The 24,577-nt window shown below is 64.5% G+C and carries 20 protein-coding genes; 8 read left to right on the top strand and 12 right to left on the bottom strand.

Annotated elements, in window-relative coordinates; all coding sequences use genetic code 11:
• Nucleotides 1-11: 11 nt before the first annotated feature.
• The 3 genes from LVJ94_39880 to LVJ94_39870 form a co-directional block, all read right to left on the bottom strand.
• Complete coding sequence (locus LVJ94_39880; GenBank protein WXB03055.1) at nt 12-1,181, bottom strand: MFS transporter; 1,170 nt, start codon at nt 1,179-1,181, stop codon at nt 12-14.
• Nucleotides 1,182-1,267: 86 nt separating this feature from the next.
• A complete protein-coding gene (locus LVJ94_39875; GenBank protein WXB03054.1) occupies nt 1,268-3,301 on the bottom strand; it encodes a hypothetical protein in 2,034 nt (677 codons plus the stop codon).
• Nucleotides 3,302-3,508: 207 nt separating this feature from the next.
• Entirely contained in the window at nt 3,509-4,405 is an 897-nt protein-coding gene (locus LVJ94_39870; GenBank protein ID WXB03053.1) for a fibro-slime domain-containing protein, read from the bottom strand.
• A 326-nt stretch (nt 4,406-4,731) separates the two neighbouring features.
• On the opposite strand from LVJ94_39870, the gene LVJ94_39865 reads away from it, so the two are divergent.
• Together LVJ94_39865 and LVJ94_39860 are read left to right on the top strand one after the other, a co-directional pair.
• Nucleotides 4,732-6,165 carry a phenylacetate--CoA ligase family protein gene (locus LVJ94_39865; GenBank protein ID WXB03052.1) on the top strand — a complete coding sequence of 478 codons (1,434 nt, stop codon included), beginning with the start codon at nt 4,732-4,734 and terminating at the stop codon, nt 6,163-6,165.
• An 83-nt stretch (nt 6,166-6,248) separates the two neighbouring features.
• A complete protein-coding gene (locus LVJ94_39860) occupies nt 6,249-8,558 on the top strand; it encodes an ATP-binding domain-containing protein (GenBank protein WXB03051.1) in 2,310 nt (769 codons plus the stop codon).
• Between the two features lie 258 nt (nt 8,559-8,816).
• Here LVJ94_39860 and LVJ94_39855 read toward each other — a convergent pair whose 3' ends face one another.
• The 3 genes from LVJ94_39855 to LVJ94_39845 all read right to left on the bottom strand — a co-directional run bounded on the left by LVJ94_39855 (nt 8,817) and on the right by LVJ94_39845 (nt 10,587).
• Nucleotides 8,817-9,263, bottom strand: a complete 447-nt coding sequence (locus tag LVJ94_39855; protein ID WXB03050.1) for a hypothetical protein — start codon at nt 9,261-9,263, stop codon at nt 8,817-8,819.
• On the bottom strand, nt 9,260-10,003 hold the full coding sequence (locus tag LVJ94_39850; protein WXB03049.1) for an alpha/beta hydrolase: 744 nt from the start codon (nt 10,001-10,003) through the stop codon (nt 9,260-9,262). The genes LVJ94_39855 and LVJ94_39850 overlap by 4 nt, the downstream gene beginning before the upstream one ends.
• A 128-nt stretch (nt 10,004-10,131) precedes the next feature.
• Nucleotides 10,132-10,587, bottom strand: a complete 456-nt coding sequence (locus LVJ94_39845) for a helix-turn-helix transcriptional regulator (protein ID WXB03048.1) — start codon at nt 10,585-10,587, stop codon at nt 10,132-10,134.
• A gap of 93 nt (nt 10,588-10,680) precedes the next feature.
• On the opposite strand from LVJ94_39845, the gene LVJ94_39840 reads away from it, so the two are divergent.
• On the top strand, nt 10,681-11,901 hold the full coding sequence (locus LVJ94_39840; GenBank protein ID WXB03047.1) for an MFS transporter: 1,221 nt from the start codon (nt 10,681-10,683) through the stop codon (nt 11,899-11,901).
• A 19-nt stretch (nt 11,902-11,920) separates the two neighbouring features.
• Here LVJ94_39840 and LVJ94_39835 read toward each other — a convergent pair whose 3' ends face one another.
• The 3 genes from LVJ94_39835 to LVJ94_39825 are packed head-to-tail and all read right to left on the bottom strand — an operon-like array spanning nt 11,921 to nt 14,804.
• On the bottom strand, nt 11,921-12,871 hold the full coding sequence (locus tag LVJ94_39835; protein WXB03046.1) for a DUF1152 domain-containing protein: 951 nt from the start codon (nt 12,869-12,871) through the stop codon (nt 11,921-11,923).
• Nucleotides 12,868-13,773, bottom strand: coding sequence for a hypothetical protein (locus LVJ94_39830; GenBank protein ID WXB03045.1), 906 nt, complete (start codon nt 13,771-13,773; stop codon nt 12,868-12,870). Before LVJ94_39830 ends, LVJ94_39835 begins: the two co-directional genes overlap by 4 nt.
• Nucleotides 13,770-14,804 carry a band 7 protein gene (locus LVJ94_39825; GenBank protein WXB03044.1) on the bottom strand — a complete coding sequence of 345 codons (1,035 nt, stop codon included), beginning with the start codon at nt 14,802-14,804 and terminating at the stop codon, nt 13,770-13,772. The genes LVJ94_39830 and LVJ94_39825 overlap by 4 nt, the downstream gene beginning before the upstream one ends.
• Before the next feature lie 648 nt (nt 14,805-15,452).
• Between LVJ94_39825 and LVJ94_39820 the strand changes: the two genes are divergently transcribed.
• The 4 genes from LVJ94_39820 to LVJ94_39805 are packed head-to-tail and all read left to right on the top strand — an operon-like array spanning nt 15,453 to nt 18,857.
• Nucleotides 15,453-15,911: a pilus assembly protein gene (locus LVJ94_39820; GenBank protein WXB03043.1), complete on the top strand. Its 459-nt coding sequence runs from the start codon at nt 15,453-15,455 to the stop codon at nt 15,909-15,911.
• Nucleotides 15,898-17,334, top strand: a complete 1,437-nt coding sequence (locus LVJ94_39815; protein WXB03042.1) for a hypothetical protein — start codon at nt 15,898-15,900, stop codon at nt 17,332-17,334. Before LVJ94_39820 ends, LVJ94_39815 begins: the two co-directional genes overlap by 14 nt.
• 5 nt (nt 17,335-17,339) lie before the next feature.
• Complete coding sequence (locus LVJ94_39810; GenBank protein ID WXB03041.1) at nt 17,340-17,867, top strand: pilus assembly protein; 528 nt, start codon at nt 17,340-17,342, stop codon at nt 17,865-17,867.
• Between the two features lie 9 nt (nt 17,868-17,876).
• A complete protein-coding gene (locus LVJ94_39805) occupies nt 17,877-18,857 on the top strand; it encodes a hypothetical protein (protein ID WXB03040.1) in 981 nt (326 codons plus the stop codon).
• A 190-nt stretch (nt 18,858-19,047) separates the two neighbouring features.
• Here the strand turns inward: LVJ94_39805 and LVJ94_39800 are convergent, their stop codons facing one another.
• The 3 genes from LVJ94_39800 to LVJ94_39790 are packed head-to-tail and all read right to left on the bottom strand — an operon-like array spanning nt 19,048 to nt 22,332.
• On the bottom strand, nt 19,048-20,748 hold the full coding sequence (locus LVJ94_39800) for a PQQ-dependent sugar dehydrogenase (GenBank protein ID WXB03039.1): 1,701 nt from the start codon (nt 20,746-20,748) through the stop codon (nt 19,048-19,050).
• 1 nt (nt 20,749) lies between these two features.
• Nucleotides 20,750-21,391 carry a glutathione S-transferase family protein gene (locus LVJ94_39795; protein ID WXB03038.1) on the bottom strand — a complete coding sequence of 214 codons (642 nt, stop codon included), beginning with the start codon at nt 21,389-21,391 and terminating at the stop codon, nt 20,750-20,752.
• A 5-nt stretch (nt 21,392-21,396) separates the two neighbouring features.
• Nucleotides 21,397-22,332 carry a helix-turn-helix domain-containing GNAT family N-acetyltransferase gene (locus LVJ94_39790; protein ID WXB03037.1) on the bottom strand — a complete coding sequence of 312 codons (936 nt, stop codon included), beginning with the start codon at nt 22,330-22,332 and terminating at the stop codon, nt 21,397-21,399.
• 106 nt (nt 22,333-22,438) lie between these two features.
• On the opposite strand from LVJ94_39790, the gene LVJ94_39785 reads away from it, so the two are divergent.
• Nucleotides 22,439-24,574 carry a M13 family metallopeptidase gene (locus LVJ94_39785; protein WXB03036.1) on the top strand — a complete coding sequence of 712 codons (2,136 nt, stop codon included), beginning with the start codon at nt 22,439-22,441 and terminating at the stop codon, nt 24,572-24,574.
• Nucleotides 24,575-24,577 lie beyond the last annotated feature (3 nt).

The raw sequence follows: 24,577 nt of genomic DNA, 5'->3' as shown, positions 1-24,577 counted from the left end.
TATCTATTCGGCTACTTATGAGTCTGTACTTTACGGAAAAAGCGCAGGGCTACGAAGAGCAATGCCATGAGCCCTGCGGTGGCCGCGGCCGTCTGCGCCAGGAAGGCGTGCAACGCGCCGCGTGCCAAATAATCTCCCAATAGGACGGCCACCACGGCACATACCGCTCGGTCGATGATCGACTCGATCGACAGCAGCGTGGCGCGCGCATCCGAATTGACGATGGCCTCGTTGAGCAGTTGCCGCTGAATCGGAAACGACAGGCCGCTCGCCAAGGAGAACACACTCAAGGCCGCGATGGTTCCTGCGACGCCCATGGGAACCAAGGCTGCCAGCGCACCGGCCATCGTCAAGGTGAGTACGAACACGGCGTTTTGATTGCTCATCCACCGCTTGATCCAGCCGCTGCGGAATGCCCCCGCAATTTCGCAGACCGTCGTGCCGGCCATGATCAATCCAAACGTGGGCAGCGGCAGTTCCTTCGAGGTGAGAATCGGCTGGAACAGATTCACTTGGACGATGCGCACCAGGGTGAAGACGGCGACGCCCTGGACCATCAGCATCAACAGCTGCGGCGTTGCTCGAAGGTATTTGAACGCCGTACCGATCAACGTCACGAAAGGCAGTGGCGTCTTGGCCTTTTGACCCGAACCCCCGATGGGCGGCAGCCGAAAGGCAATCACGGTCGCCGCCACGGCACTTGCCGACGAGAGCCAATACGGTGCCGCGGGCAGCCAGGACATGAGCAGACCCGCGACCGGTAGACAGGCGACCCTTCCTACCAAGCTGTAGGCGCGTCCTCGCCCCTCCGCGGCGCGGTAGGCATCGCGCGCGCCCTCGGCCGACAAGTAATCATAGAGGTACGCACTAAAGGCCCCCGACACCAACGAACGCGCCAGGGCGATGAGCACGAAGTGAACCAAAAAGCCGGTATAATTCGCGGCAAATACCGGTGTCAGGTTGGCCACCGCCAACACCACGGCGCCCGCCCGCACCGAGCGGCGGTAATCGAATCGATCCGCAAACAGGCCGGTGGGTACCTCCAAGAGGCAAAACACCACGTAATAAATGCTCTGAATCCCGAAGATCTGCGGATCGCTCAGGCCCGATTGGCGCTGATAGACATAAAAAACGGGAAGCCAGAACAGAAGCCCGAAGAGGAGTTGAAACGCATTACTCAACGCGACCACCCGCCGTACGCCGGCGGGGATCGCGGTAGAACTTGGCTGAGTCGACATGAACGTCAGAGTCGATGGGGTGGTTTGCTCTAATGTGAATAGGGGCGGACTTGCAGAATCTGCAATTCGTCATTCCCCGCCAACCATTCTACGTCGATGGGATCGGCGAAGGTGTAATTGGCGGCAAAGTGCGATTGCAAAAGCCGGCCCACGAGGGCCAATCGACCGAGCAGCGCTTTGTCGGTGTCGTCGAGATCGGCATCGGAATCGCCCAACGAGACGGTGCGTCCGCCGCCCTCCATCGTGTTGTAGAGGTATTGCAGCGGTGACGCATCGCCCGACACGATGGAGCTCACCGAGCCGCGGCGGGATGCGTTGATGTACACGTGGCGGAAATCCGCCGCGCTTGTCGGGTTGGTCGTCACCATCACGCCGCCCAACTTGGACGCCACTTCTTGCTGGATGACGACGCCCATGTACACCGCATCGAGCGAGATGCCCGCCTGCTGGCGCAGGCGCACGCTCCGCGGCGACACGAGCGACGCCCACACTTCCTGGATGCTGCGCAAAATCGTTTCCACCCCGCTCACGCGGGTCACCGATTCGTAGATGCCCGCGGCGGAGAAGCCCGCGAGATCTTCCGCGTTCGACGAACTGCGCACCACGAACCTCTCGGCGCCCGCGAGGTGATGAACGATGGCTGCATCGATGCTGTGGCGCATCTCCGCCGGCATGCGCGTGCGGCGGATCAAGTCCTGCAGCTCGAGACAGAGCGGATCGATGTGCGCGTCGGCACCGAGCTCCAACACCGCCTTGAGTTTCCCGACCACCTGCTGGATGCGCCAGGACGACTGCAAGAAGCGCTGCTGAACGGCAAACGGCAGGGCAATGCCGCGCGGGACGCGCACGTACTTGCGCAGCATCGCCAGGGCGGCGTTGGCGAGGCCGTCGCCGTTGATCACCCCTAGCTGGCGCGCCAGGTACTCCAGAAGATCGCTCCGCGGGGGACGCGGCACCTGGTAGAAACCGAGCAGCCGGTGCGAGCCATTGGCGAGCAGGTGATGCAGCTCACCGAGGTTGGCCGCCTTGGTGCCGTAGAGGTAACGGTCCGACGCACGCAGCTCCTCGAGGCTCAGGATGCTCCCCGTCACCGTCTCGGGATCGTCGATCCACACGTGCTGCCGTGGCGGTGCCGGAAGCTCGGCCAGCGACGGCGCCTCGATGCGCTGCAAACTGAGATTCGCATTCGACGGGTCGATTCGGTATTCGACCCATTGGCCGTCGAGCTTTTCGCGATCGATCATCTCGAACGCGTCCAATGCGATGGCATTGGGGATCTTCCACCCGTGTGCGAGCACGTTCACGTGCGAGAGTGGCGTGATGTGCGCGGCGTTGATGATGCCCGACACGCGCGGAATATCCTCGGGCACGCGCTCCATCACGACGATGTCCGACCACTTGAGCGGCATCGTCATGTTGCGGTAGTCCGCGCCGGTGCGGAACATGCGCAGGCGGCCGCGCGCCATGCCCGGGTTGAGCGGGACGAAGCGCGCTTGCGAGAACAACTCGTGCGCGAGCACGCGCGGCACCTCGTCGGTCGGAATGGTCCGCAGGAATGCCTCCTGCAGGTGATTCGCCGGCTTCATCACCACCGGGATGCTCGGATCGACGTTCTCCCGCACGAACGCGTAGAGGTAGCGGAGCATCTCCGCATCCATCGTGTCCGCTTCGGTGGTCTCCAACGAGAAGAAGACTTCCGCCGCGCCATTGCTCGGCGGCGTATGCAGCGTCTTCGACGGCGTGCCGGGCTGGCGCACGTGGCGTGAAAGGATGGCCAGGTAAAAGCGCCGATTGGGATCGTTGTAGACGCTGGCGTTCACCGCATCGAGCGTCCGTTCGAGCTCCGCGCGCGGCAAGTTGAGGAGCTTGGCGACGTATTCGACGTGGAATCGCCAGCGCGCGCTATCGAGGAAGTGCGCGATACCCGCCGGGCGGTCGACCACGATTTTGACGAAGCGTACGCCGCTCAATTCGCCGGAGAGTCGGTCGAACGCCTCCATGGTCAACGGCTCGCCCACGAGGGCCGCCGTTTCGGCTTCGGCTACCTGCGCTGCATTCGTCATCTGATGCCACCGATTCGCTTGGGTGTGTTTAGGATAACAACCAACCGGTCCGCGGCCTTTGAAACGTATCGAATTAAACTACAAGCGCGTACCCGTTGGGGGCGCGCACTTATGCCACCGGTTGGCGGCGTGTCAAGGCAGTCCCGTCGCGCTGTGAGTGTCTTTTTTCAGCTATGGCGCGCGGCGCCGTGATGTCCGCGATCGTTGTCAGTGGACGGGAGGCTTGAAGCACTCGATCGTCGTGTCGACACGGAACGTGGACTTCTCAGTGTGTCGTTCCGCGTGGAAGAGATCCATCGAGTACGTCTTTCCGACGGTGAGGCCGCGCGCATCCATATTGACGCGGTCGCGCGCCGGCGGGTGCGGCCCGCCGAGATCGAGTGCGAGCTTCCCATCGACGAAGACCCAGAGATCGTCATCGCCGTAAAACTCGAAGGTCTCGCCGCCGCGGTAGGTGAACGAGAGGCGCACCTCGGTGGTGAACTCGAAGTTGTGATCGATGTTCTCGTTCGGGGGCGGGGGCTTGGGGCCGTTGCCGAATCCGGTGGTGGTGCCCTGCGCCTTGTCGTCGTCGATGGGAAAGAACGCGGTGCGCTCGTAGACGTAGTGGCCACCCGCTTGCTCGACCAAGTCGAGCTGGCGCGTCAGCTCGATGTTGACGCCCTGCTTGGTGTGGTACCAGTCGTGAAAACGCGCGGCGTCGGTGGTGGCGGGTCCTTCGTTCGTCTGGCCGCGGGCGATCCACACGGGCGTGTGATCGTCGGGGTTCAAGCCGAGGCCCACGATGCCCTTGGCGACGCCGTCGCCGCGGTAATGCTCGAAGTCGAGGTGGCCGTTGGCTTGGGTGCAGCTCGTGGCGTTGGGCTCCGCCCCGCACGGGCGGAAGTCGCGGATGATGGCCTTCAGCGAGTGGCTGCACTCGCCGCCCCCATCCGGGAGTCCGCCGCCGTCGTTGCCGGGGATGACGACGCCCCCTCCAGGGTTGTTCGCGCCGCCATCCCCTCCATCGACGCCGTTCCCGCCGGTGGGCGCGTTGCCGAAGTTGGACGAGTCCGAACCGCACGCGAGAAGAACGAGGAGCATCGACGTCAGGTACCGGCGCATTTCTCGACGGTAGATCGAATTATTGCATCGATCGATTAATAATTTGCGCAAAATTACGTAAACTATTGCGCGTGGACGTGCGGTTTTTCCCGACATGGCGCGCAAAGCGCGCGGCGAATCCCGATTGAATTTTGAACAGGGAGAACGGGAGATCGGGAGCAGTGAGGTTTTTTTTGAACCGAACGCTGCGCGTTGGAACCCCCAAAACCTCCCGATCTCCCGATCTCCCTGTTCAAAATCCAAGTGGACGCTCGTGCCGCTCCAGCGATCGGCCATGATGCTGCCCTGGAACTAGGGACAGTCCGCGCACTAGGCTGCGTGGAACCATGGCGAGCCCCCTCGAGCGTGCGCTGGGCGTATTTCACGAAACGGTGGCGCAGGTGCCCGCCTACCGCACGTTTCTCGCGGAGCAAGGCGTTGCCGCCGAGCAGGTGCGTGACGAGGCGGCGTTTCGTGCGCTGCCGCTGATGACCAAGGAGAACTACTTCCGTCGTTTTCCGCTGGATGCGCGTTGCCGGCAGGGAGCGCTCGCGCGGGCGGAGATGATTGCCGTGTCGTCCGGCTCGACGGGCGAGCCCACGTTCTGGCCGCGCACGGCGCGGGACGAGGCGTTGGTGGCGGAGCGCTTCGAGCAGGTGTTCCGCGATTCGTTCCGTGCGGACGAACGAACGACGCTCGCGGTGATCTGTTTTCCTCTGGGGACGTGGGTGGGCGGGATGTACACGACCAGCGGCTGCCGCGCGCTCACGGCGAAGGGCCAAAAGGTCACCGTGATTACGCCGGGCAACAACAAGGACGAGATTTTGCGCGTGGTGGCGGCGCTGGCACCGTCGTTCGAACAAGTCGTCCTTTTGGGCTATCCGCCCTTTTTGAAGGACGTGGTCGACACGGCACGGGCGCGTGGCATCGACCTCCGCCCCTGGCAGGTGAAGCTCGTGCTCGCGGGCGAGGTGGTCAGCGAGGAGTGGCGCACGCTTCTCGCGGAGCGGCTCGGGCAGGGAAATATCCTGCAGGATTCGGCATCGCTCTACGGCACCGCGGATGCGGGGGTGCTCGCCACGGAGACGCCGCTGTCGATTGCGCTGCGCCGGTTCTTTGCGGCGCATCCGGATTTGGCCCGCGAGCGCTTTGGCGAATCGCGCCTGCCGACGCTCGCGCAGTACGATCCGCTGGCGCGCTATCTCGAAGAGCGCGACGGCACCTTGCTTTTCACCGCGGATGGGGGCGTTCCGCTGGTGCGCTATCACATTGCCGATACGGGGGGCATTGCCGACTTCGGCGCGATGATGGAGTTTGCGCGGGCGCGTGGCTTCCTGCTGCCGGCGGAGCTCGAATCGGGCGATCGTGGTGTGCGTGAAATGCCATTCGTATGGGTATTCGGCCGCTCGCATTTCACGGTTTCCTTTTTCGGTGCCAATGTCTTTCCCGAAAATGTCACCGTGGCGCTCGAAGAGGCACCGATTCACACGTGGGTGACGGGCAAGTTCGTGCTCATGGCCGAGGAGGATGCCCAGCGCGATCGGCGCCTGCGCCTCGTGGTGGAACTCGCACCCGGCGTGGCGGCGAGCGACGATAAAATCGAGGCCATCGCCGCCTCGGTGGTGCGTGCGCTGGTGCTGCGAAGCAGCGAATTTGCCCACTACGTCCCCAAGGAGCGGCAGCGCCCGGAGGTGATGTTGGCGCCGGCGGGGGATCCCTCGTGGTTCCCGGTTGGGGTGAAGCACCGCTACACGCGAAACGCGCGATCCACTTCCCACTAATATAATACGCAAATAACTCTTTTTTGCAATGCCTTGAAGAGAGGGCATCTGCTGCGCATATCTACCCGCTCCGGAGGAGGGATATGCCCAACGTTCAACCGCGGCCGCTCACGGCCGCAGAGTCGAAGCTCGTCCGCGATCACGAAGCTTTTGCCGCGTCCGTGCGCGCGTCGGTGCTCGAGAAGGCACCGTCTCGATCGGGCGGCACGGAGGACCGGTTCGCGTATGCGCGCTTGCGCGACGAATACGCCGAGGCCGGCGAGGAGGACCGGATGGCGCTGCTCGCGCAGATGCACGAGACGGCGGCGCGGGCCGATGCGCGCAGGGCGCAGGAAGAGGAGCTACTGCCCGATCTTCAGGCACCTTATTTCGCGCACATGCGTCTTCGCACCGCGGGAAACGTGCGGGACGTGCTCCTGGGCGCGCGGCCGTACGTCGACACGGGGCGTGCGGTGACCATCGTCGACTTTCGGCGCGCGCCCATCGCCGAAGCCTTTTTTACCTGCGAGCCGGGCGACGACTACGAGATCGAGGTCGACCGTCGCACCGTGGAGGGGGTTCTCGAGGCGCGGCATTTGGTGGCGTTCGAAAAGGGCGCGCCGGCGGCCATCACCGTGGAGGGCGGGGCCCTTCGCCGGGTTCGCGGGGAGTGGCACTTCGAGCCCGGCGCGCTTGTCCCTGATTTCTCCCGGGTGGAGGGGCTGCCTCTGGCCGCCGAGATCGATCACGCCCAGCGCGAGAAGGGCATCGCGGCGCTGCTCGATGCGGATCAGCGCGCCGTCCTAGAGCGCGATCCCAAGGAGACGTTGTTGGTTCTCGGCGCCGCCGGCAGCGGCAAGACCACGGTGGCCATCCATCGCATCGCGGCCATCGCGGAGCGTACGCCGGACTTCGATCCCACCGCGGTGCTGGTGCTCGTGCCCGAGGTGGGATTGCGGCACCTCGCGCGGCGGATGCTGACGGATCTCGGGCTCGAGCGGGTCCACGTGCGGACCTTCGACGAATGGATCCGCGGGGAGGCGCGGCGCGTGTTCCCGTGGATTCCGGAGGAGTCGCCCGACGCGCCGGCGGCGGTGCGCCGGCTCAAACGGCATCCGGGGATTTTCGCGGCCATCGACGCGCTCGTCGAGGACATCGTGCGCGGGATCGGTTCGCGCATCGATCGACTGCATGCGGGGCGTGGCGCGATTCGCGAGGCCATCGACGCGCACCGAGAGCCCGTGATCGAGCATCGACTGCGGCAGGCGGAAAAGGCCGTGCTCGGGGCGGCGTCGCCGGCCAAGCAGCCGCTGTTGAAGGATGCCTTTCGCGAGGCGCGCCGGCGCCTCGAACGGGTGCAAGCGGACCTGCATCGGTTGGTGGGCGATCGCGCGCTGCTGGAGCACGCGGTGCGTGCGGCCAAGGGGCAGTTGGCCATGCCCGTTCTCGAGCAGGCGGTCGAGCACACGCGGCGCCAGCTCGACGATCCCAGCGCGGTTCGGTTCGCGCACGTCGACGCGGAGCGCTTGCAAACGCTCGATGGCCTTTCGCTCGACGAGGATACGCCCGATGCGGTGGCGGGAACGATCGACGCGGAAGACTATGCCATCTTGTTCGAATTGCTCTTTCGCAAGACGGGTCGCTCGGGGACGCGGGCGGGGGCGCTCCGCCGTTATCGGCATTTGGTCCTCGACGAAGCGCAGGGACTTTCGCCCATCGAGTTGCGCGTGCTCGGGCGGGCGCTCGCGCCGGGCGGTAGTGCGACGGTGGCCGGCGATGCTGCGCAACGGCTCGGCGAAGGGGAGGCGTTCGCATCTTGGGATACGCTCGTTTCCGAGCTGGGCGTGCACTCCACGGCGACGCACCTCGAGACGTCGTACCGATGCCCGCGCCCCATTTTGGAGCTCGCGTATGCCGTGTTGGGCGACGAGGCCGCGGGGCCCATGCCCGCTGCCGCACGCGAGGGACCTGCGGTGTTGCGCACCGTGCTGCCCGGCGAGGGGCACGCGGCGGTGTTCATTTCCGAAGCCCTGCGGAGCCTCGCGCGGCGTGAGCCTCACGCGGGGGTGGCGGTCATCGCGGCGGATGCGAAGTCGGCGCGTGCGGTGCACGAGGTGCTCGCGCGCTCGCTGCCGGCGCGCCTCGTGCTCGATGGGGACTTCGCCTTCGCGCCAGGGGTCGAGGTGACCGAGGTGGCGCAGGTCAAAGGCCTGGAGTTCGACTACGTCATCCTGCCGGATGCCGACGCGCGGACGTACCCGAGCGACGGCGAGCATCGCCGCAAGATGCACGTGGCACTGACCCGGGCCGTGCATCAAGTGTGGATCGTCGCGCCGGGCGCGCTGTCTCCTATTTTCCCGATGGCGCTGGCGGTGCCGGAGGCGCTGTCGTGGCCGATGGGGCGAAGAACTTGACCTCGGTCGGGCCGCGCGGTGCCGGCTTGGGGCCTTTGTGCACGACCAAGTACACTAGGAATGCGATCACGGCACCGAGCACGATGATCGGCTTGAGGGCTCCCTCGAACACGGTCCGGGGGGTTTGCCGCCCCCCGCCACGGAGCACATAATCGAACAACGCCAACGGGCACCTCTACAAAACGAGAAAACGCCGATTCTACGGGCGACGCCCTGCCGCGTCCACCCGCGCCCCCAAAAATGCCCAGGCTGGCAGGGCTACTCGTACCAGGTGGCCACGATTTCCTTCACTTGGCCCAGTGCGGCCAGGGCGCAGAGGCGCGACCAGGCCTCGTTCGAGGCGGCGCCGTGATGGCTCGGGCAGTCGCGCTCGTTCAGCGGAATCAAGGTGAGCGTCTGAGAGGGATTGCATCGGGCACGCCCTCGGCTGCCGGGTTGGAACTGCGCATCGGGCGCGAGCCCACGCACCGCGTCGCGCGCGGCCGTGTCCGTTGCGTCGAGGCAGAATTCCACCGAGCCATCGTTGTCGCACGCGTGCTCTTGCGTGAACGCGAACTTCTGCGCGGGGCACGTCGGCGTGCTCGGTGCAGGCGCCGTGCTGGGCGCGGGGGCTGCGGCGGGCGACTTCGTCTCGCTGCAGGCCCAAAGCGCGGTGAGCAGGGCGCCCACCGCACCCACCAAGAGCGCGCGATGCGCGCGCATCACGGGAGCACCCGCGCGAGAAATCCGTCGATGAGCGCGGCCACCTCCGTCGGTCGCTCGAGCCCTGCGAGATGCCCGGTGCGGGGCATCACGTGGAACTCGGCACCCGGGATGGCCGCGGCCATGCGTTGCGTCTCGGCCAGCGAAAACGTGGGATCCTCTTCGCCCGCCACGACGTACACCGGCGAGCGGATCGTCGCGAGCAGCGCGTGCTGATCCGGCCGCGCCGAAACGACGCTCTCGACCGCCAAGATCGACGACGTCACGTGCGCGCGTGCGACCGTCTCGCGGATGGTCCGCACCGCTTCGGGCTTTTCGCGCAAGCTGGTGGGCCCGAGAAACGCGCGCGTCACGCTCCTCATCAACGGGCCACGCACGCCGCCCATCGCGCGGACGATCCGCGTCAGCGCAAAATACTCGAGCTTCTGGCGAAGCCCTGCCTCGGAGGCCGTCCCATTCATCAACACCGAGGCCACGACCCTTTTCGGATGCCGCGCAGCAAAGGTGCCACCAATCATGGCGCCCCACGAGTTGCCCACGAAGATGGTTTTCGCAATCTCCAAGCCGTCGAGCAACTCGGCGATGCAACGCGCACACTCGTCGAATGCGAACTTTCGCACCAAGGGGTCGCTCTCACCGTGGCCCGGCGAGTCTACGAGCACCACGCGGTACCGGCTCTCGAAATGCGCCGCCACGGAGGACCACATGGTGCCGTCCATCAAGAGGCTCGGCCAAAACATCATGGCGGGATGGTTCTCATGTCCCGCGATCCGAACATGGATGCGACCGAGGCACGTTGGCAGATGGCGACTGAGCCATGTCATGGTCATACCAGTGTAATCCTGCATTGGCCTCCACCGCGAAACGGATGTTACGTTTTGCGTCGCTTGACCACCTTCACGTCGTTCACCGAGAGCAAGCGACCGTCGTCGGAGCGTAGCTCGAGGGGGCGCACGGGGCGATCGGTCGCGCCATCCAAAAGCGCGACCGAAATCGTCTCGTGCGGCTCGTACGAGAACTGCTCCCCCCATTGGCGCAGGGCCACGATGACATGAAAAAGACCGCGGCCCTTCGTCGTGAGGACGTAGCGGCCGTGCGCGCCCCCATCTTCGGAAGGCACGTGCTCGAGAATGCCGGCTTCGATCAACGAGCGTAGGCGGGTGGCCAGGATGCCCTTGGACAATCCCAGACTCCGCTGAAAATCACTGAAGCGCTGCACGCCCTCCAGCGCGTCGCGCACGATCAAGAGGGACCACCAGTCGCCGATGGCATCGAGCGAGCGCGCCACCGGGCACGATGCCCCTTCTAGACTCGTTCTTTTCACCATGCGTCCTCGTTCTCGGGGTTGCCTTTCGCGTCGAGCCGCTTAAAGTCCAGATGGTTCTATCATAGAACCAATGTCTTCTCAAAGGATTCGAACATGGGGTCTCGAAACGGTGCGTTGTCGAGCTATGGCACGCTTTTGTTTTCCGTCGCCTGCGGTCTCGCAGTGGCCAATGTCTATTTTGCGCAGCCGCTGCTCGATGCCATGGCGGCACGGTTCGGCATTCCTCATGCGACGGTGGGCATCGTGGTCACCGTCACGCAAGTGGGATATGGGCTGGGACTGCTTTTGCTCGTACCGCTTGGCGATCGATTGAATCGGCGCAAGCTGATTGTCCGGCAATCGGTTCTATCGGCCATGGCGCTCGTCGCCGCGGGGTCCGCCTTGACGGCACCATGGCTGCTCGGCGCCATGGCGTTCGTCGGCCTTCTCGCCGTGGTGACGCAGACGCTGGTCGCCTTCGGCGCAACGTTGGCCGCGCCGGAGCAGCGCGGGCGCGTGGTGGGGGTCATCACGAGCGGTATCGTTCTGGGCATTTTGCTGGCGCGTACCGTGGCCGGCGCCCTTGCTGATCTCGCGGGATGGCGCTCCGTGTATTTCGTTTCGGCCGCGCTGACCCTGGTGATTGCGGCGCTGCTTCATCGTGTCTTGCCCGCAGAGGACACGGGACGGGAAACGACGCCCTATTTCAAATTGGTATCTTCCGTCTTCACGCTCTTCGTCGAAGAGCCGCTCCTTCGCATTCGCGCCACGATCGCCCTGCTGATGTTTGCGTCCGTCACCGTTCTCTGGACGCCGATGGTTCTTCCGCTCAGCGCCCCGCCGTTCTCGCTTTCGCACACCCAAATTGGCGCATTCGGGCTCGCCGGGGCGGCCGGTGCCCTCGGGGCTGCGCGCGCCGGCGGCTGGGCCGACCGCGGGCACGAGCGCACCGTCACGGCGCTGGGCCTGCTCCTAATGCTCGTTTCGTGGCTGCCCATCGGCATGATGAAGCAATCCTTGTGGGCGCTCGCCGCGGGCGTGGTCGTGTTCGACTTGGGCCTTCAATCGACGCACGTGACGAGCCAAACCGTGCTTTACGGTGCCCTCCCCGCCGATGCCCATAGCCGGATCACCGCCGGCTACATGATCTGCTACTCGATCGGTTGTGCCCTCGGTTCGGTGGTTTCGACCGCGGTTTATGTGCGCGGCGGATGGGAGGCCGTGTGCATGCTCGGCGCGGCCATCAATGGAGTGGCCCTGGCGTTTTGGGCCGTGACCCTGCGCCGAGCGCCCCATCTTCTTCGCAAAAGCCCGTCCACGCTTCCCACTCCGTAAATGCCTGGAGCATGTGCATTCAAACCGGGATGTTCGACCGCGGTCGCAGAACCACACCACGACGAAACGCCTCGATGATGGCATTCACCTCGAACACCGTCCGCGTCCCCTCCAGTGAGGGTAGATACAGTGAACGCTCGGCCACCGCCATCAAGTCGAAATGCCAATACAAGGTCATGAGCGGATTTATGAATAGCTTGCTCGTCCGCGTGCGCCTCGTCCGATGATGATCGCCAAAATGCCCCTCGAGCGCGGAAAGGATGCTCGTGTTCACGATGCTCACGCGCTCGGGCATGCGCGCATGAACGAATTCCAGGGCCTCCCGAAAAAGCTGCCCCTCGGGCATGCTCAACTGGAGTGCATGCGCCCCCAGATATCCGCCCACCGTCTCCAGGGCGGCCACGTTCTCCAGAAATTGCGCGTGGCATACGCCATGAAAAGCGTCGATGCCAAAGCCGAGGCACGTCACGATGCGCTGTGGAACCGAAAGCCCGGCCACCGCTGCAAGGCTGGTCATGTCCTCTTGCGGTGTCCCGAGCCCCGCTTCGTCTCCGCGCATGAGGATGTCCGTGCCTCCGTCTATGAGCACGACGGCGTCGATCCCATGCGCCGCGACGATATGCGCATACGCGTCACGGAGTGGTGCCACCCCCACCTTGTCGAAGCAATACATCGGCGGCGCCTCGCCGCGCGCCGCGAACCATTGGCATAGGTACCGCTCGGGGAAATAGGGCTCTTCGCCCTCGGTGAGCGCAGTGACCTTGGCCAGCGCCGGCGTCAGGAACCTCGCGTCCGTTCCTCCGAGGTAGGTAAAGCTCAAGTTCGACAGCACGACGTCCTTGGCAACGGCGCGTAGTGCGAAATACAGCGGCAGTCCGGCGAAGACGTCGAATCCGCCGCCAGCACCGCTGACGAGGATGCGCTGGGCGGTGCGGAGTTTCGTGAGGAACGGGAGTTCGAGCAGGGTCATGCGGCTTTCGTCGAGGCGACGCGGAGGCGTTCGGGGGCGACGCGGAGGGTGACGTGGGTTCCCCAGGGGAGCTCGATGCGGTCTTGTTCGATGCCGTCGCCGAACAGGGTGCCGCCTTCGTTCATTTCGGAGACGACGTCCAAGCCTTCGCGGCCGTCGAGCAGACCACTCGCGAGGGATGTGCCCGTGGCGATGCTGGGCCAGGGCTCGCGCACGAAGAAGGCCAGCTTGGGCTCTTCGGGCGAGGGGAGGGCGCAGGCGGTGCGAAGCTGGCGGTGAATCGATAGCGCCCAGCCGGTTGCGCCCGTTCCGGTCGAGACGATGAGGCCCGACGAGGAATGGCGCTCCTGCTGCTCGCCGCGATGCAGGCGATAGCGCGCGGATTGGTGGCTGGTATGGCCGACGAAGATCTCGTTCAGCGCAAGGAGCCGTTGCCCGTCGGGGAGGCGCGCCTCGACCATCGTTCGGGTTTGAACGGTGCAGTTGTCCGATGCGGCCGCCGCCAAAAGCGACGCGGCCTCCTCCGGCCGATGGCGCACGAGCACGCCCGGGTAAACCTCCGGATCGGGGTTCAATCCGATCACGAGTTGCCCGGAGAGGTACTTTGCCACATTGGCCACCAGCCCATCTTGACCCACGGCCGCGACAATGTCGTCGGGCTCGAAGACGAATTGGGCCAGATCGGCGCGGCCCAGACGGATGCGTCGCCACGCCGTGGGGATCGCCTGCGTCAGCGTTTGGACGGCGCCGTGAAAGCGGTGGTGCCGCGCCTCGGTCTCGTCCAGCGACACGCCGCGCGTCTTCGAGAAAAAGCGCGCCTGCTCGCGCGTGCCATGCCGGGCGATGAGCGCCTCGTAGTCCGTCGGCCGGGTGACCACGACCACGCGCGGAACCTTGCTCATGGCTCTCGCTTGCTTTCCAGCTTGCGCGTGGTCGCGCCCACCAGGCTCGTCATCATCGACGCGAGCAAATCCGGGCTCACATTGAGGTGCTCGATGTGGATGCGCTCCAGCTTTCCGGCCACTTCCTGCGCGGCCAGCGCCAGCACGATCTGCGGTGCGAGCTGTTCGTACACGGCGATGCGCTCCTTCTCGAGCGCCACCTTCGCACCCTCGATCGCGCGAAGTTTGTCGGCTTGGGCGAGACCCAGAACGCGGCTGCGTTCCGCTTCGCCCTCGGCCGAAATGCGCGCCGCCTCGGTTCGTTCGGTCGCCTTGCGCCGCTCGTTCTGGCCCTCTTGCAGGATGAGCGCCTCGTTGCGCTTGGCGATCTCGATGCGGTTCTGCAGCTCGTTTTCCTGGATGGCGCGCTCCTTCTCCACCGCCATCGCGCGCCGTGCGAACGCCGCTTCGTCGGCTTCTTGCAGGATCCGTTCGCGCACCGGCGCCTCGATCGCGCGCTCCGTCTCGGGCGTTGGCTTCACCGAGAGAACGGCCACGGAAAGCACGGCGACGCCCATCGCCTTCAGCCGTGCATCGCCGAGCAGCGCCTGCTCGATGCGCTCGCGGATCTGCGCCTGGCCCTCCGCGAGCACCTGCCGCACCGGCGTGCTGGCGATGTAGTCCCAGGCGTGGCGCTGGGCGAGATTGGCCAAGGTAGACGACAGCTTCTCCAGCGGATCGCGCAGGTACGCCCCGCGGCGCAGATCGATGGTGAAGTCGACGGCCTCGGCCACGGCCTCGGGGTTCTCGATGCGGTACGTCAGCGCGCCCTGGGCCGTTACGTCCTGAAAATCCGCCGAGCGACCGTGGAAGAGAAATGCCTGTTCACGCTGATCGACGGGCACCTCGGCCATGCTCGACGAAAGGGGCAAGAACCAGAACGACAGACCGCGCCCGCTCGCCCGCAATCGTCCACTGCGGTAATAGAGGATGTGCGAGCTCGCATCGGCCCGGAAGTGTCGAACGAAGGGGTAGCTGCGTATTTCGGCCACGGAATAGAGTCTAAGTGCGACTGAAAAAGTTACAAGAACCCTTTCTATGAAAATCGCACCCTAACTCAAGCGGGCGCAGCTTCGAATCGAGAGCGTATCCTGTGGAAATCACGATATCGAATACGAATTAACATATGGGATCAGCGAGAGCACTACCTCTTATCCCCGCCGGACGTCGCGCCAAATCGACGCCGAAATACCGAACATCCGGGTGGGCATATGCGACCAAATTCGTGCCTTCGGGAGATCCGCGCATACGGATTTCGTTGCGGTGCTCGAATCGGTTCGCATATACCCGAACTCGCTTCCAGCGCTGCGCAGCGCGGAAAAATCCGCGATGGAGTGTACCGTTCCCACCGCGATGATCCATGCCCGGTGCCCATTTTCCCCTGACCTGTAACGGGGCCTGGACATCGACACAGCCATGCTCCCGAGCTTCACGGTGACATCGCTCTACGTGAGCATGCACGCTCGATTCGAGCTTGTTTTCTCGGCTCATCGTGCCTGGCGTGATTGGAAGTCATCTCCATGCTTGCGATCATAGGTCGAATGGTTCATTGACCAATTGAATGAGCCCGTCACGCGCGCGGCCTGAATCTGCGCGGATTATTGGGCATGCATTGTGCTGGATGTACTTCCGAGGAGACCATGTTGAGAAGCCCTCGACGACTTATCCGAGCCACCCAAGGCGCCATCGCCGTGGAGTTCGTGATCGCCTTCATGCCCATGGCGCTCGCGTTCTTCTCCTTCACGCAGCTAGGCTTTGCCTACTCGGCCGGCATCGTCATGCGCCACGCGGCTACGGTGACCGCGCGCTATGCCTCGGTCACGGCGGGCAAATGCATGCCGGGTAGCCCCCCGTCCGACACGACGGCTGCCGCCAAGGCTGCGTTGGGGCCCTGGTCGTCGAAGATCGAAGTGCAGAGCGTGGAGGCTTCGTACAACGGCCCCGGCCCGCAAGGCCCGCTGCCGACGACGGTGCGATTTGCATATACCTGCACAGTGCCGCTGGGAAAGAACATCGTCTGCAATGGGGGCAAGTTGCAGAAAGAGATTCGAGTGACCCTTCCGCATCACGGAGCTTCGTACAACCATGCTTGCGAGTGAACGCTGCATCGCAAAACCGTCGCTGAAGGACGATCAGCGCGGCGCCATCATGCTCATGGGCCTGTTCATGGCGTTGTCCCTCGTGGCCTCGCTGTGGTTCTTGATCGGCATTGGCCAGGCCATCATCTTCCGTGATCGCGGGCAAGAAGCTGCGGATGCGATGGCCTTCTCCGTGGCGGCCGTCGATGCGCGCGGGATGGATCTCATCGCGGTGCTGAACGTCATCATGCTCGCGCTGGTGAGTATCTACCTACTCATCCAGCTCGTGGCCGACGCCATGATCGCGTCGATCATCTTCAGCCCGGAGGGCGAGGCGGTCGATCGCGCCAACCAGGGGGCCGTGAAGGGCGTGTTGACGGTGGCCCTGCCGACGATTGCCACGGCCCAGACGGTGATTGCCGTGGCGACCCCATGGGTGGGCACGTTGATGATCGCTCCCCAAGTGGCGTCGCACTACCAAGGATTCGAGAAGAGCGGACCGTTTGCCGCCTTCGGATTGCAAAATATACCCGGTGCGGGATTCTCCACGGGCAAGGCCGCTACCTTCGACAAATCGAAAAGCCGCAAGGACAAGGCCAAGGAGCGCGAAGGAGAAGAGCCGCTTTCGGCCGAAGATCAGGCCGAACGCGATCGCGCCGACAAGGCGGAGGAGCGAAACGGCGTTCTGGGAACGATTCGCCTCGGCCTGCCGGTGGCGTACGAGCCGAACGACACGCTTTGCATCCGTGCGTTCGTCTTCGTGCCGGACATCATCGCCGATCTGTTTCATCTCCCGAGCCCGGTGAAATGGGCCATCGACATCGTGCTGGGCGGAGCCGGCGAGCTCTATGCGAAGAGGGCTTGCAAGGGGGCACCGTGGGACTGGCCTGGGCCCAAAAAGATGGCCGGCGGCAACCTCTCGCCGCAGACGCAGGTGTACGGTTTCTCCAATGGCGACTTCCAGGACAAGTGGGAGCGCAAGGTCAAACTGGGGGGCCCGCGAGCCCAGTGGGGCGGAGGCGATGGCGCGGCGAAGGAGCACTCGTACAACGCGCAGGCCGAGTTCTATTACGATTGCAAAGGCCGCTTTTTCGAGGCCGATTGCAACGGGCAGACGATTGGCGCCACCAGCGTGGGCAAAGAGCACGCTCTCTACTCGATTGGCTGGAAGGCGCGGCTCATGAAGTACAAGAGCCCTGGCCAGCTTCTGTTCGAGAACCTCGTAAACAGCACGGTGAGCAACGGTGTCGGCTTGGCCTTCGACGGCATGGCCGAGGGATTGAAGAAAATCGGCGTCCCCGATGCCGTCGTGGACAAGGCCAAGAACATGGGCCGCAAGGCCTACGACTCGAGCGATATCGCGACCCAGCAGGTTCCCAAGGTCAGCGGTGCGATCAAGAACGCGGGCAAAGAGTTTCTGGACGAAGCCAACAACTACCACTGATGACCATGGAGAATTCGCTCGTGAAAGCCTCGTCTCTGGACCGGCCCCGCAAGCGGGGCCTGGGGAAGAAAACCGCACGTCGGATTCGAAACCGCGGTGCGGCCATGGTCGAAGCTGCGGTGATCATGCCGGTGCTCATCAGCTTCTTCGGCTTCCTGACCTTCTTCTACGCCGGCTACAGCGCGAAGCAGGAGGCCATGGCGGCGAGCCGCAATGGCGCCTTCTCGCAGGCGCTCCAAGGTGGGTGTGGCGGCGGCCAAGCCTTCCCGATCAAGCCCGACGTTGGCGGCGGGAAGGGGGTGGGGGAGGCTGCCAGCAAAAGCCCGCTCAATGGAATGGTCAGCCAAGGCATTTTCACGACGACGGGAAGCGCCAGCAAGACGGCGACGAACGCGGGGCTGAGCGTGCTGGGTTGGACGAAGGACGTGACGGCCAACTCGTACGTATTTTGCAGCCCTGCCACGGGTGCGGACTTCCTCATGGAAGCCTTGAAAGCCGGACTCAACGCGCTCAAGGGCGCCGTGGGACTCTAGGAGCCGATCATGTGGGCACTGATGTGGATGGCTTTGCGCAACAAGAGCAACTTCAATGCGAAGCGCGCCCGCTACTCCGGTGGCACGTTGCGCGTGTTCGGGTACGTGCTGGTACTCGCGGTCGTTTTTAGTGCGTTCTCCGTGCACTCCGCGCGGGCCGAGATGGCCAAAACCAGTATGCAGCTGGGTCGCAATCTGGCACCGCTCGCCCATATGATTCAGCAGCATTCGAAGGTCGATATCGACGGCGAGTCGATTTCGATGGGGTTGGGAACGAGCCCCGATGATTTGAATACCGTGCTGGACAAGTTCGAAAACCATTGCCGCGAAAACGGCGTCGTGGGGACGTGGGACAAGGCGGCGATGGCCTCGGCCAAAATGCTGCCGCAGGCGGTGCCCGACATGGGCGTGATTCGTTCGTCCACGAAGCTCGAGGGCGTGGTCCTCTGCTTCATCAAATCGGAAGATACGCCGGACTCGCTGCTCGGCCGTCTGCAGCAGTTCAACAAGACGCACGACCTGAGCGCGCTGGGCAAACTTCGTTATGCGTACGCCGCCGTTGACAAGGGCGTGACGAGCATCACGACCATGTGGACCGAGGACCACTTCCGCATCGATCGTCTGATGCCGACGGAGACCTTCGAGCCGGGCTCGGACAATCCGCTGCTCCCGCGCCCCATCCAGTCGCGCCGCATCCTCTCCGGCACGGTCGAGGGAACTCCCTACGGTGTGCGCGGCTACCTTTCCACGGCGAGCCCGCGCGAGGTGCTCGATCACATGGATACGGACATGACGGCCGGCGGCTGGCAGGGCCTGCAGCACCCCGAAGACGCGGTGGGCCGCGCGTACATGAAAGACGGCGTGATCGTGTTCGCGGGCGCGGTCGTGAAAGACGGCAAGACCATGGTGTCGATGGCCGAAATGGGCGGCCAAGATCCGCTGACCGTGGGCGTCGAGGCCGTGAAGGCCGTCTCCATTACGGAGAAGTGAGATTTGAACAGGAAGGGGGGAAGGCGGGGAGGGATACGGCACAAATCCCACCGCGCACCGAGGCTGGTTTGGGTTTTTTACTTGACTCACGAAGCCAACTGAAAACCAAAAAAAGCCTTGGCACTCGGTGGGATTCGCGTTGTTTCCCTCCCCGCCTCCCCCACTCCCTGTGAATCTTCTTCTGTAGCCCTCATGGGTTCGCGCGGTAGGTGATGCGCCAGATGGTGCCGTTGGCGTCGTCGCCAACGAAGAGGGCGCCATCGTTGCCGACGGTGACGCCCACCGGGCGGGCCCACACGGACGCGTCGTCCACGACGAAGCCGGTCATGAAGTCTTCGTATTCGCCCGTGGGGACGCCGTCTTTGACGAGGATGCGCACCACTTTGTAGCCGGTGCGGCTGTCGCGGTTCCAGGAGCCGTGGAGGGCTACGAAAGCGCTCCCCTGGTACTCGGTGGGGAACATCTTGCCGTCGTAGAACGTGATCTGCAACGGCGCCGAGTGGGACTGTAGAAGCACGTCGGGCATGGCCACCTTGCCGGCGAGATCCTTGCGCGCGCCAGCATGGCGCGGATCCTCGTGATCGCCCAGGTAGTACCAGGGCCAACCGTAGAAGGCGTTCTCGCGGACGCGGGTGACGTAGTCGGGGACCAGATCGTCGCCAAGCTTGTCGCGCTCGTTGGTGGCGCACCACACATCGTTGGTCTTCGGGTGCACCGTCATGCCCGAGCAATTGCGAATGCCCGTGGCGAAGACGCGCTTGTTCTTGCCCTCGGCATCGAAGGAGAGGACGGCGGCGCGGTATTCCTCCGAGTCCCACATGGCGCCGAGACCATGCGTCGCCTCCAGTTCGCGGATGGCCTCCGGCGTGCGTTTCGCGACGTCCTCGGCCACGTTGGAGGACGAGCCTACAGCCACGAACATGCGCTTTCCGTCGTTGGAGAAGGCCAGGTCGCGCATCGTGTGTCCGGCGCTGGTGGGCGAGAGTTGCGCGATCAAGGTCTCCGGGGCGCCGCGTGCGGTGACGTCTCCCTCGGTGTACGCGAAGCGCTTTACGGCATTGGCCTCGGCGACGTAGACCCATTTGGGCGAGGGGCCGAGCGGATAGAACGCGAGCCCGAAGGCGTCGTCGAACCCGGTGGCATACGTCTCCACGCGCTCCGCCGCATCGGCGCCCGCCGCGGCGCGCAGCACTTGAATCCGTTTGGCATCGCTCTCCACGACGAAGAGATCTCCATTGGGGGTAACCCGCAGAAGGCGCGGCTGCGAGAGACCTTTGGCGAAGACCGTCGCATGAAATCCCGGCGGGAGCTTCGGCTCGGCGCTCTGCGGCCGATCGACCACGTTGGCTCGGTTGCGAACCGACTCGGAGGCGAAGGGCGCGGGCAGATCCGCCACCGTGATGCGACGGCGCACGCCCGGTGCGTCGCTGCGGAAGCCGCCGGCATTCGTGGTGCGGGCGGAAGCAACCGTTTCGGTACGGCTGCCGAGGCTCGAAAGGTACGCGATGATCGCTTTGCGGTCGGCGCCGGACGTCGTCGCCAAGGTCATCGTGCTTCCGGGCACGAGCAAGCCGGGCGCCGAGAGAAATTTGTCCAACGTGGGCTCGTCCCATGTGAGCTCGGCGGCGCGCATCGCCTTCGTGTATCCATAGCGCGCTTCGGCGCCGGCTTTCCGGCCCACCACGCCGCGCAAGGCGGGACCTTGTGCGCCCTCGGCTTCCCGCCCGTGGCAGACGGCGCATCGCTCGAGGAAGATCGCCCGCCCGTCGCGTGCGTCGCCCGCGATGGGCGCGCTCGCCTGACTCTCACCGCGCGAACGAAACCAGAGGACCGATACGGCCGCCAAGGCCGCAACGCCGACGATGGGAAGAACGATGCTACTTCTGGCCATGTTACCCCGTGATTAGCACATCCTCCCGCCAGCGGTGGGGATCGGCCCACGTGCGAAGGGCTGGCGGAAGCGACCAGCCCAAGTCAACGACCCACTTCGCCGGTGGAAAGGTGGCGGCGCGGTGGGGCAAGCCTTCGAGCCAGATCACCAAGGTGTAGACCGCAATGTCGGCACCGCTCCACGCGGGGCCGCACAAGGGTTCACCCGCGGGGCGGGTCGAGACCATTTGGGCCAGCCGATCCAGCATGCGCTGCGCGCGGCCGATGAACATGTCGCGCACCTCGGGAAACTGCGGGTGCTCGTGCAGCGGGTGGTAGCGCATACCCAGATCCGACAGCGTGTCGATGACGCTGTCGGTCAACGCGACGAACTCGAAGGCGTCCGCGCCGGCCATTCCCGCGGGCCAGAGCGGCGGCTCGGGGAACTTGCGGTCCAAGTAATGACAAATCGCCGTCGAATCCGAGATCACGCGATCGCCATCGACGAGCACCGGCACCGTGTGCACCGGGTTGAGGCAGCGCACGGCCTCCTGATTCTCCGGCGTGGCGCGCGCCTCGCGCAGCTCGACGGAAATACCCTTGAGGACCATGGTAAATCGAACACGGCGGGCGAAGGGCGAATTGACGAAATGATAAAGAATCATGGTTTTCAAAGTTCCTTCACGTACCAAGCTTCTGACCCATAGTGTCCCGTGGTGCCCAGCTGCTTGGGCGTCGTTACGAAACCATTTCTCTCATAAAGTATGCGCGCGCGCCTCATGTTCGTGAGTGTTTCCAGGTAGGCGCGTCGGTAGCCGAATTCTTTGGCCGTGCGCAGGCACATGTCGAGCATACGTTGCCCGAGCCCGTGTCCTCGGCACTCCGACAGCAAGTACATCTTTTGGAACTCGCAGGTGTGCGCGTCGCCGCCCTTCAGAGGGGCGACACCGGCGCCGCCGAGCACCCGCTGCTCGCGCTCGATGACGAAATAGGCGGAGCGCGGTCTGCGATAGAATTCGTACAGGCTGTGAAACTCCGGGTCCTCGTCGACCAGCCCGCGGGTTCCGGGGCTGAACTCGGCGAGGCATGCGCCGATGATTTCCGCGAGTGCCCCGTTGTCCTTTCGGGCAATCGGGCGAATGCGAAATTCCTCCTGCAGCCGTGTGGCCCGTAGCGCGCGTGCATAAAGGTTCATTCCGGAGAGGACGATGGTGCGTTCCTCCTCCGAGAGGATGGCCAGTGCTTCCTGCACGCGTGAATTGGCCGGGCCATGGATGATGCCCAGGCGCTTGCGCCCCGCCGCCGTGAGTATCAGCACGCTGCGGCGCGCGTCCTGCTTGTCCTTCGGCGCGCGCACCCACCCCTTTTCCACGAGGCGCGCGACGATGCGGCTGGTGGTGGATTTGTCGAGGCCGAGCGCCTGACTCAGATCGGCTTGCGAAACGGCCCCGACGGGGCCTTTGCCTTCGATCTCCATCAGGGCGTGAGCCTCCGAATGACTCACCCCGGCCTCGTCGTAGCGGTCCTGCAGAAAACCGAGCTCGCGTACGACGCTGCGCGCGGCGTGCCGCAGGGGGAGGACTTCAGGGAAGAGGGGGGTGGTCATGATGATAGTTGTTGCATGCAACTAATTGGTTGTCACGTGCAACTTCATGGTCCCGCTTCGCCCCGCACGGACCCGTGAAATGCGCTAGCATGCGCCACCCACGACCATGCCGAGTTCCATTTTCCTTCGACCAGCCCTCGCGCTCTCGCTTTTGTCTGCGCTGTCGTCCGTCGCGTGTGGAGGTGCGGAGTCACCTCCGCCGGCACAGCCGCCATCGCCTCCCACCGCGCCCGCACCGGCTCCCGTGAGTGCCGCGCCGCCCATGGTGCCGGGGCACTCCCTCGACCTCGGGGCGATGGATCGATCGGTGAAGCCGGGGGCGGACATTTTCCTTTATGCCAATGGCGCGTGGTACGCCAAGGCGGAGATCCCGGCGGATCGCAATGCGACGGGCGCCGGCATGCGGGTCACCGAGGAGATCGAGGGCCGCACGCGCGGCATCCTGGAGGAGGCCTCGAAGGGCGCGGCCGCGGGGCCTCTCGCGAAGAAGATCGGCGACACCTATGCCAGCTACATGGACGAAGCGGCCATCGAGGCGAAAGGCACGGCGCCGCTTCGGCCGCTGCTCGATCGCATCGCGAAGATCCGCGATGCGCGCAGTTTGGCGGCGTACCTGGGGAGCTCGCTCCGTGCGGACGTCGATCCGCTCAACGATACGAATTACCATACGGATCACGTGCTCGGCCTCTTCGTCGAGCAGGATTTGAACGACCCATCGCGTTCGGTGCCGTACCTCCTGCAAGGTGGCATCGGCATGCCCGAGCGCAGCTACTACCTGGAGGAGGGGACGCGCATGCAGGCGCATCGCGACGCGTACTTGAAGTACGTGGCGACCTTGCTGCGGCTCGCCGGTGTGGCCGATGCCGATGCCAAGGCCGCGCGCGTGGTCGCGCTCGAGAAGAAGATTGCGCAGACGCACGCAAGCCGCGAAGACTCGGGCGATTTTACCAAGGCGAACAACCCGTGGTCGCGTGCCGATTTCGCGTCGAAGGCGCCCGGTCTCGATTGGAATGCCTTCTTCGTGGCGGCGTCGCTCGACAAGCACGCGTCGTTCATCGTCTGGCAGCCGGCCGCGGTGACCGGACTGGGCGCGCTGGCGAAGAGCGAGCCGATCTCCGTGTGGAAGGAATACCTCACGGCGCGCACCATCGATCACGTGGCGCGGTTTCTTCCGAAAGCCTTCGTCGATGCGAGCTTCGCCTTCCATTCGAAGCAAATGCGCGGCACGCAGGCGCCCCCGCCGCGTTGGCGGCGCGCGAACGAAGTCGTCACCGAGAGCCTCGGCGAGGCGGTGGGCAAGCTGTACGTGGAGCGCTATTTCCCGCCGGAGACGAAGCGCGCGGTGCAGTCTCTGGTCGAAAACCTGGTGACCGCATTCGGCCGGCGCATCGATGCGCTGTCGTGGATGGCCCCGGCGACGAAGGCCAAGGCGAAGGAGAAACTCGGCACGCTCAAGGTCGAAGTCGGTTATCCCGATACGTGGCGCGATTATTCGGGCCTCGAGGTGACGCGCGGCGATGCACTCGGTAATTTCGAGCGCGCGGAGTCGTTCGAATATCGTCGCAACTTGCAGAAGATCGGGCGCCCGGCCGATCGCGGTGAGTGGGCCATGGTGCCGCAGGTGGTCAATGCCGTGAATCTGCCGGTGCGCAATACATTGAATTTCCCGGCGGGAATGCTCTCGCCGCCGTATTTCAATGCGAAGTCGACCGCGGCGGCGAATTATGGATCCATCGGCGCGATCATCGGGCACGAGATTAGCCATTCGTTCGACGACCAAGGTGCGAAGTTCGATGCGCGAGGGCGGTTCGCCGATTGGTGGACTCCGGACGATCTGGCGCACTTCCAGGCTTCCGCGGCGGCATTGGCCGCACAATACGACGCGTACAAGCCTTTTCCCGATTTGGCCATCAATGGCAAACAGACCCTGGGCGAGAACATTGCCGATCTCGCGGGCCTCGCCGTGGCCTTCGACGCGTGGCGCGCGTCGCTGGGCGGGGCGCCTGCACCGGTGCAAGATGGGCTCTCGGGCGAGCAGCAGTTCTTCCTGTCGTATGCGCAATCTTGGCAGAGCAAACTGCGCGACGAGAGCTTGAGGAACCGCATCAAGACCGACGGGCACGCGCCGCCGAAGTACCGCACGTTCACCATGCGAAATTTGGATGCTTGGTATTCCGCGTTCGACGTGGGCGCGGGCGATCCGCTGTATCTCGCACCCAACGCGCGCGTGCGCGTTTGGTGATCC

The sequence above is a fragment of the Sorangiineae bacterium MSr11367 genome, assembly GCA_037157805.1.
GTDB lineage: Bacteria > Myxococcota_A > Polyangia > Polyangiales > Polyangiaceae > Pendulispora > Pendulispora rubella.
This window is presented reverse-complemented; position numbering and strand designations above follow the sequence as displayed.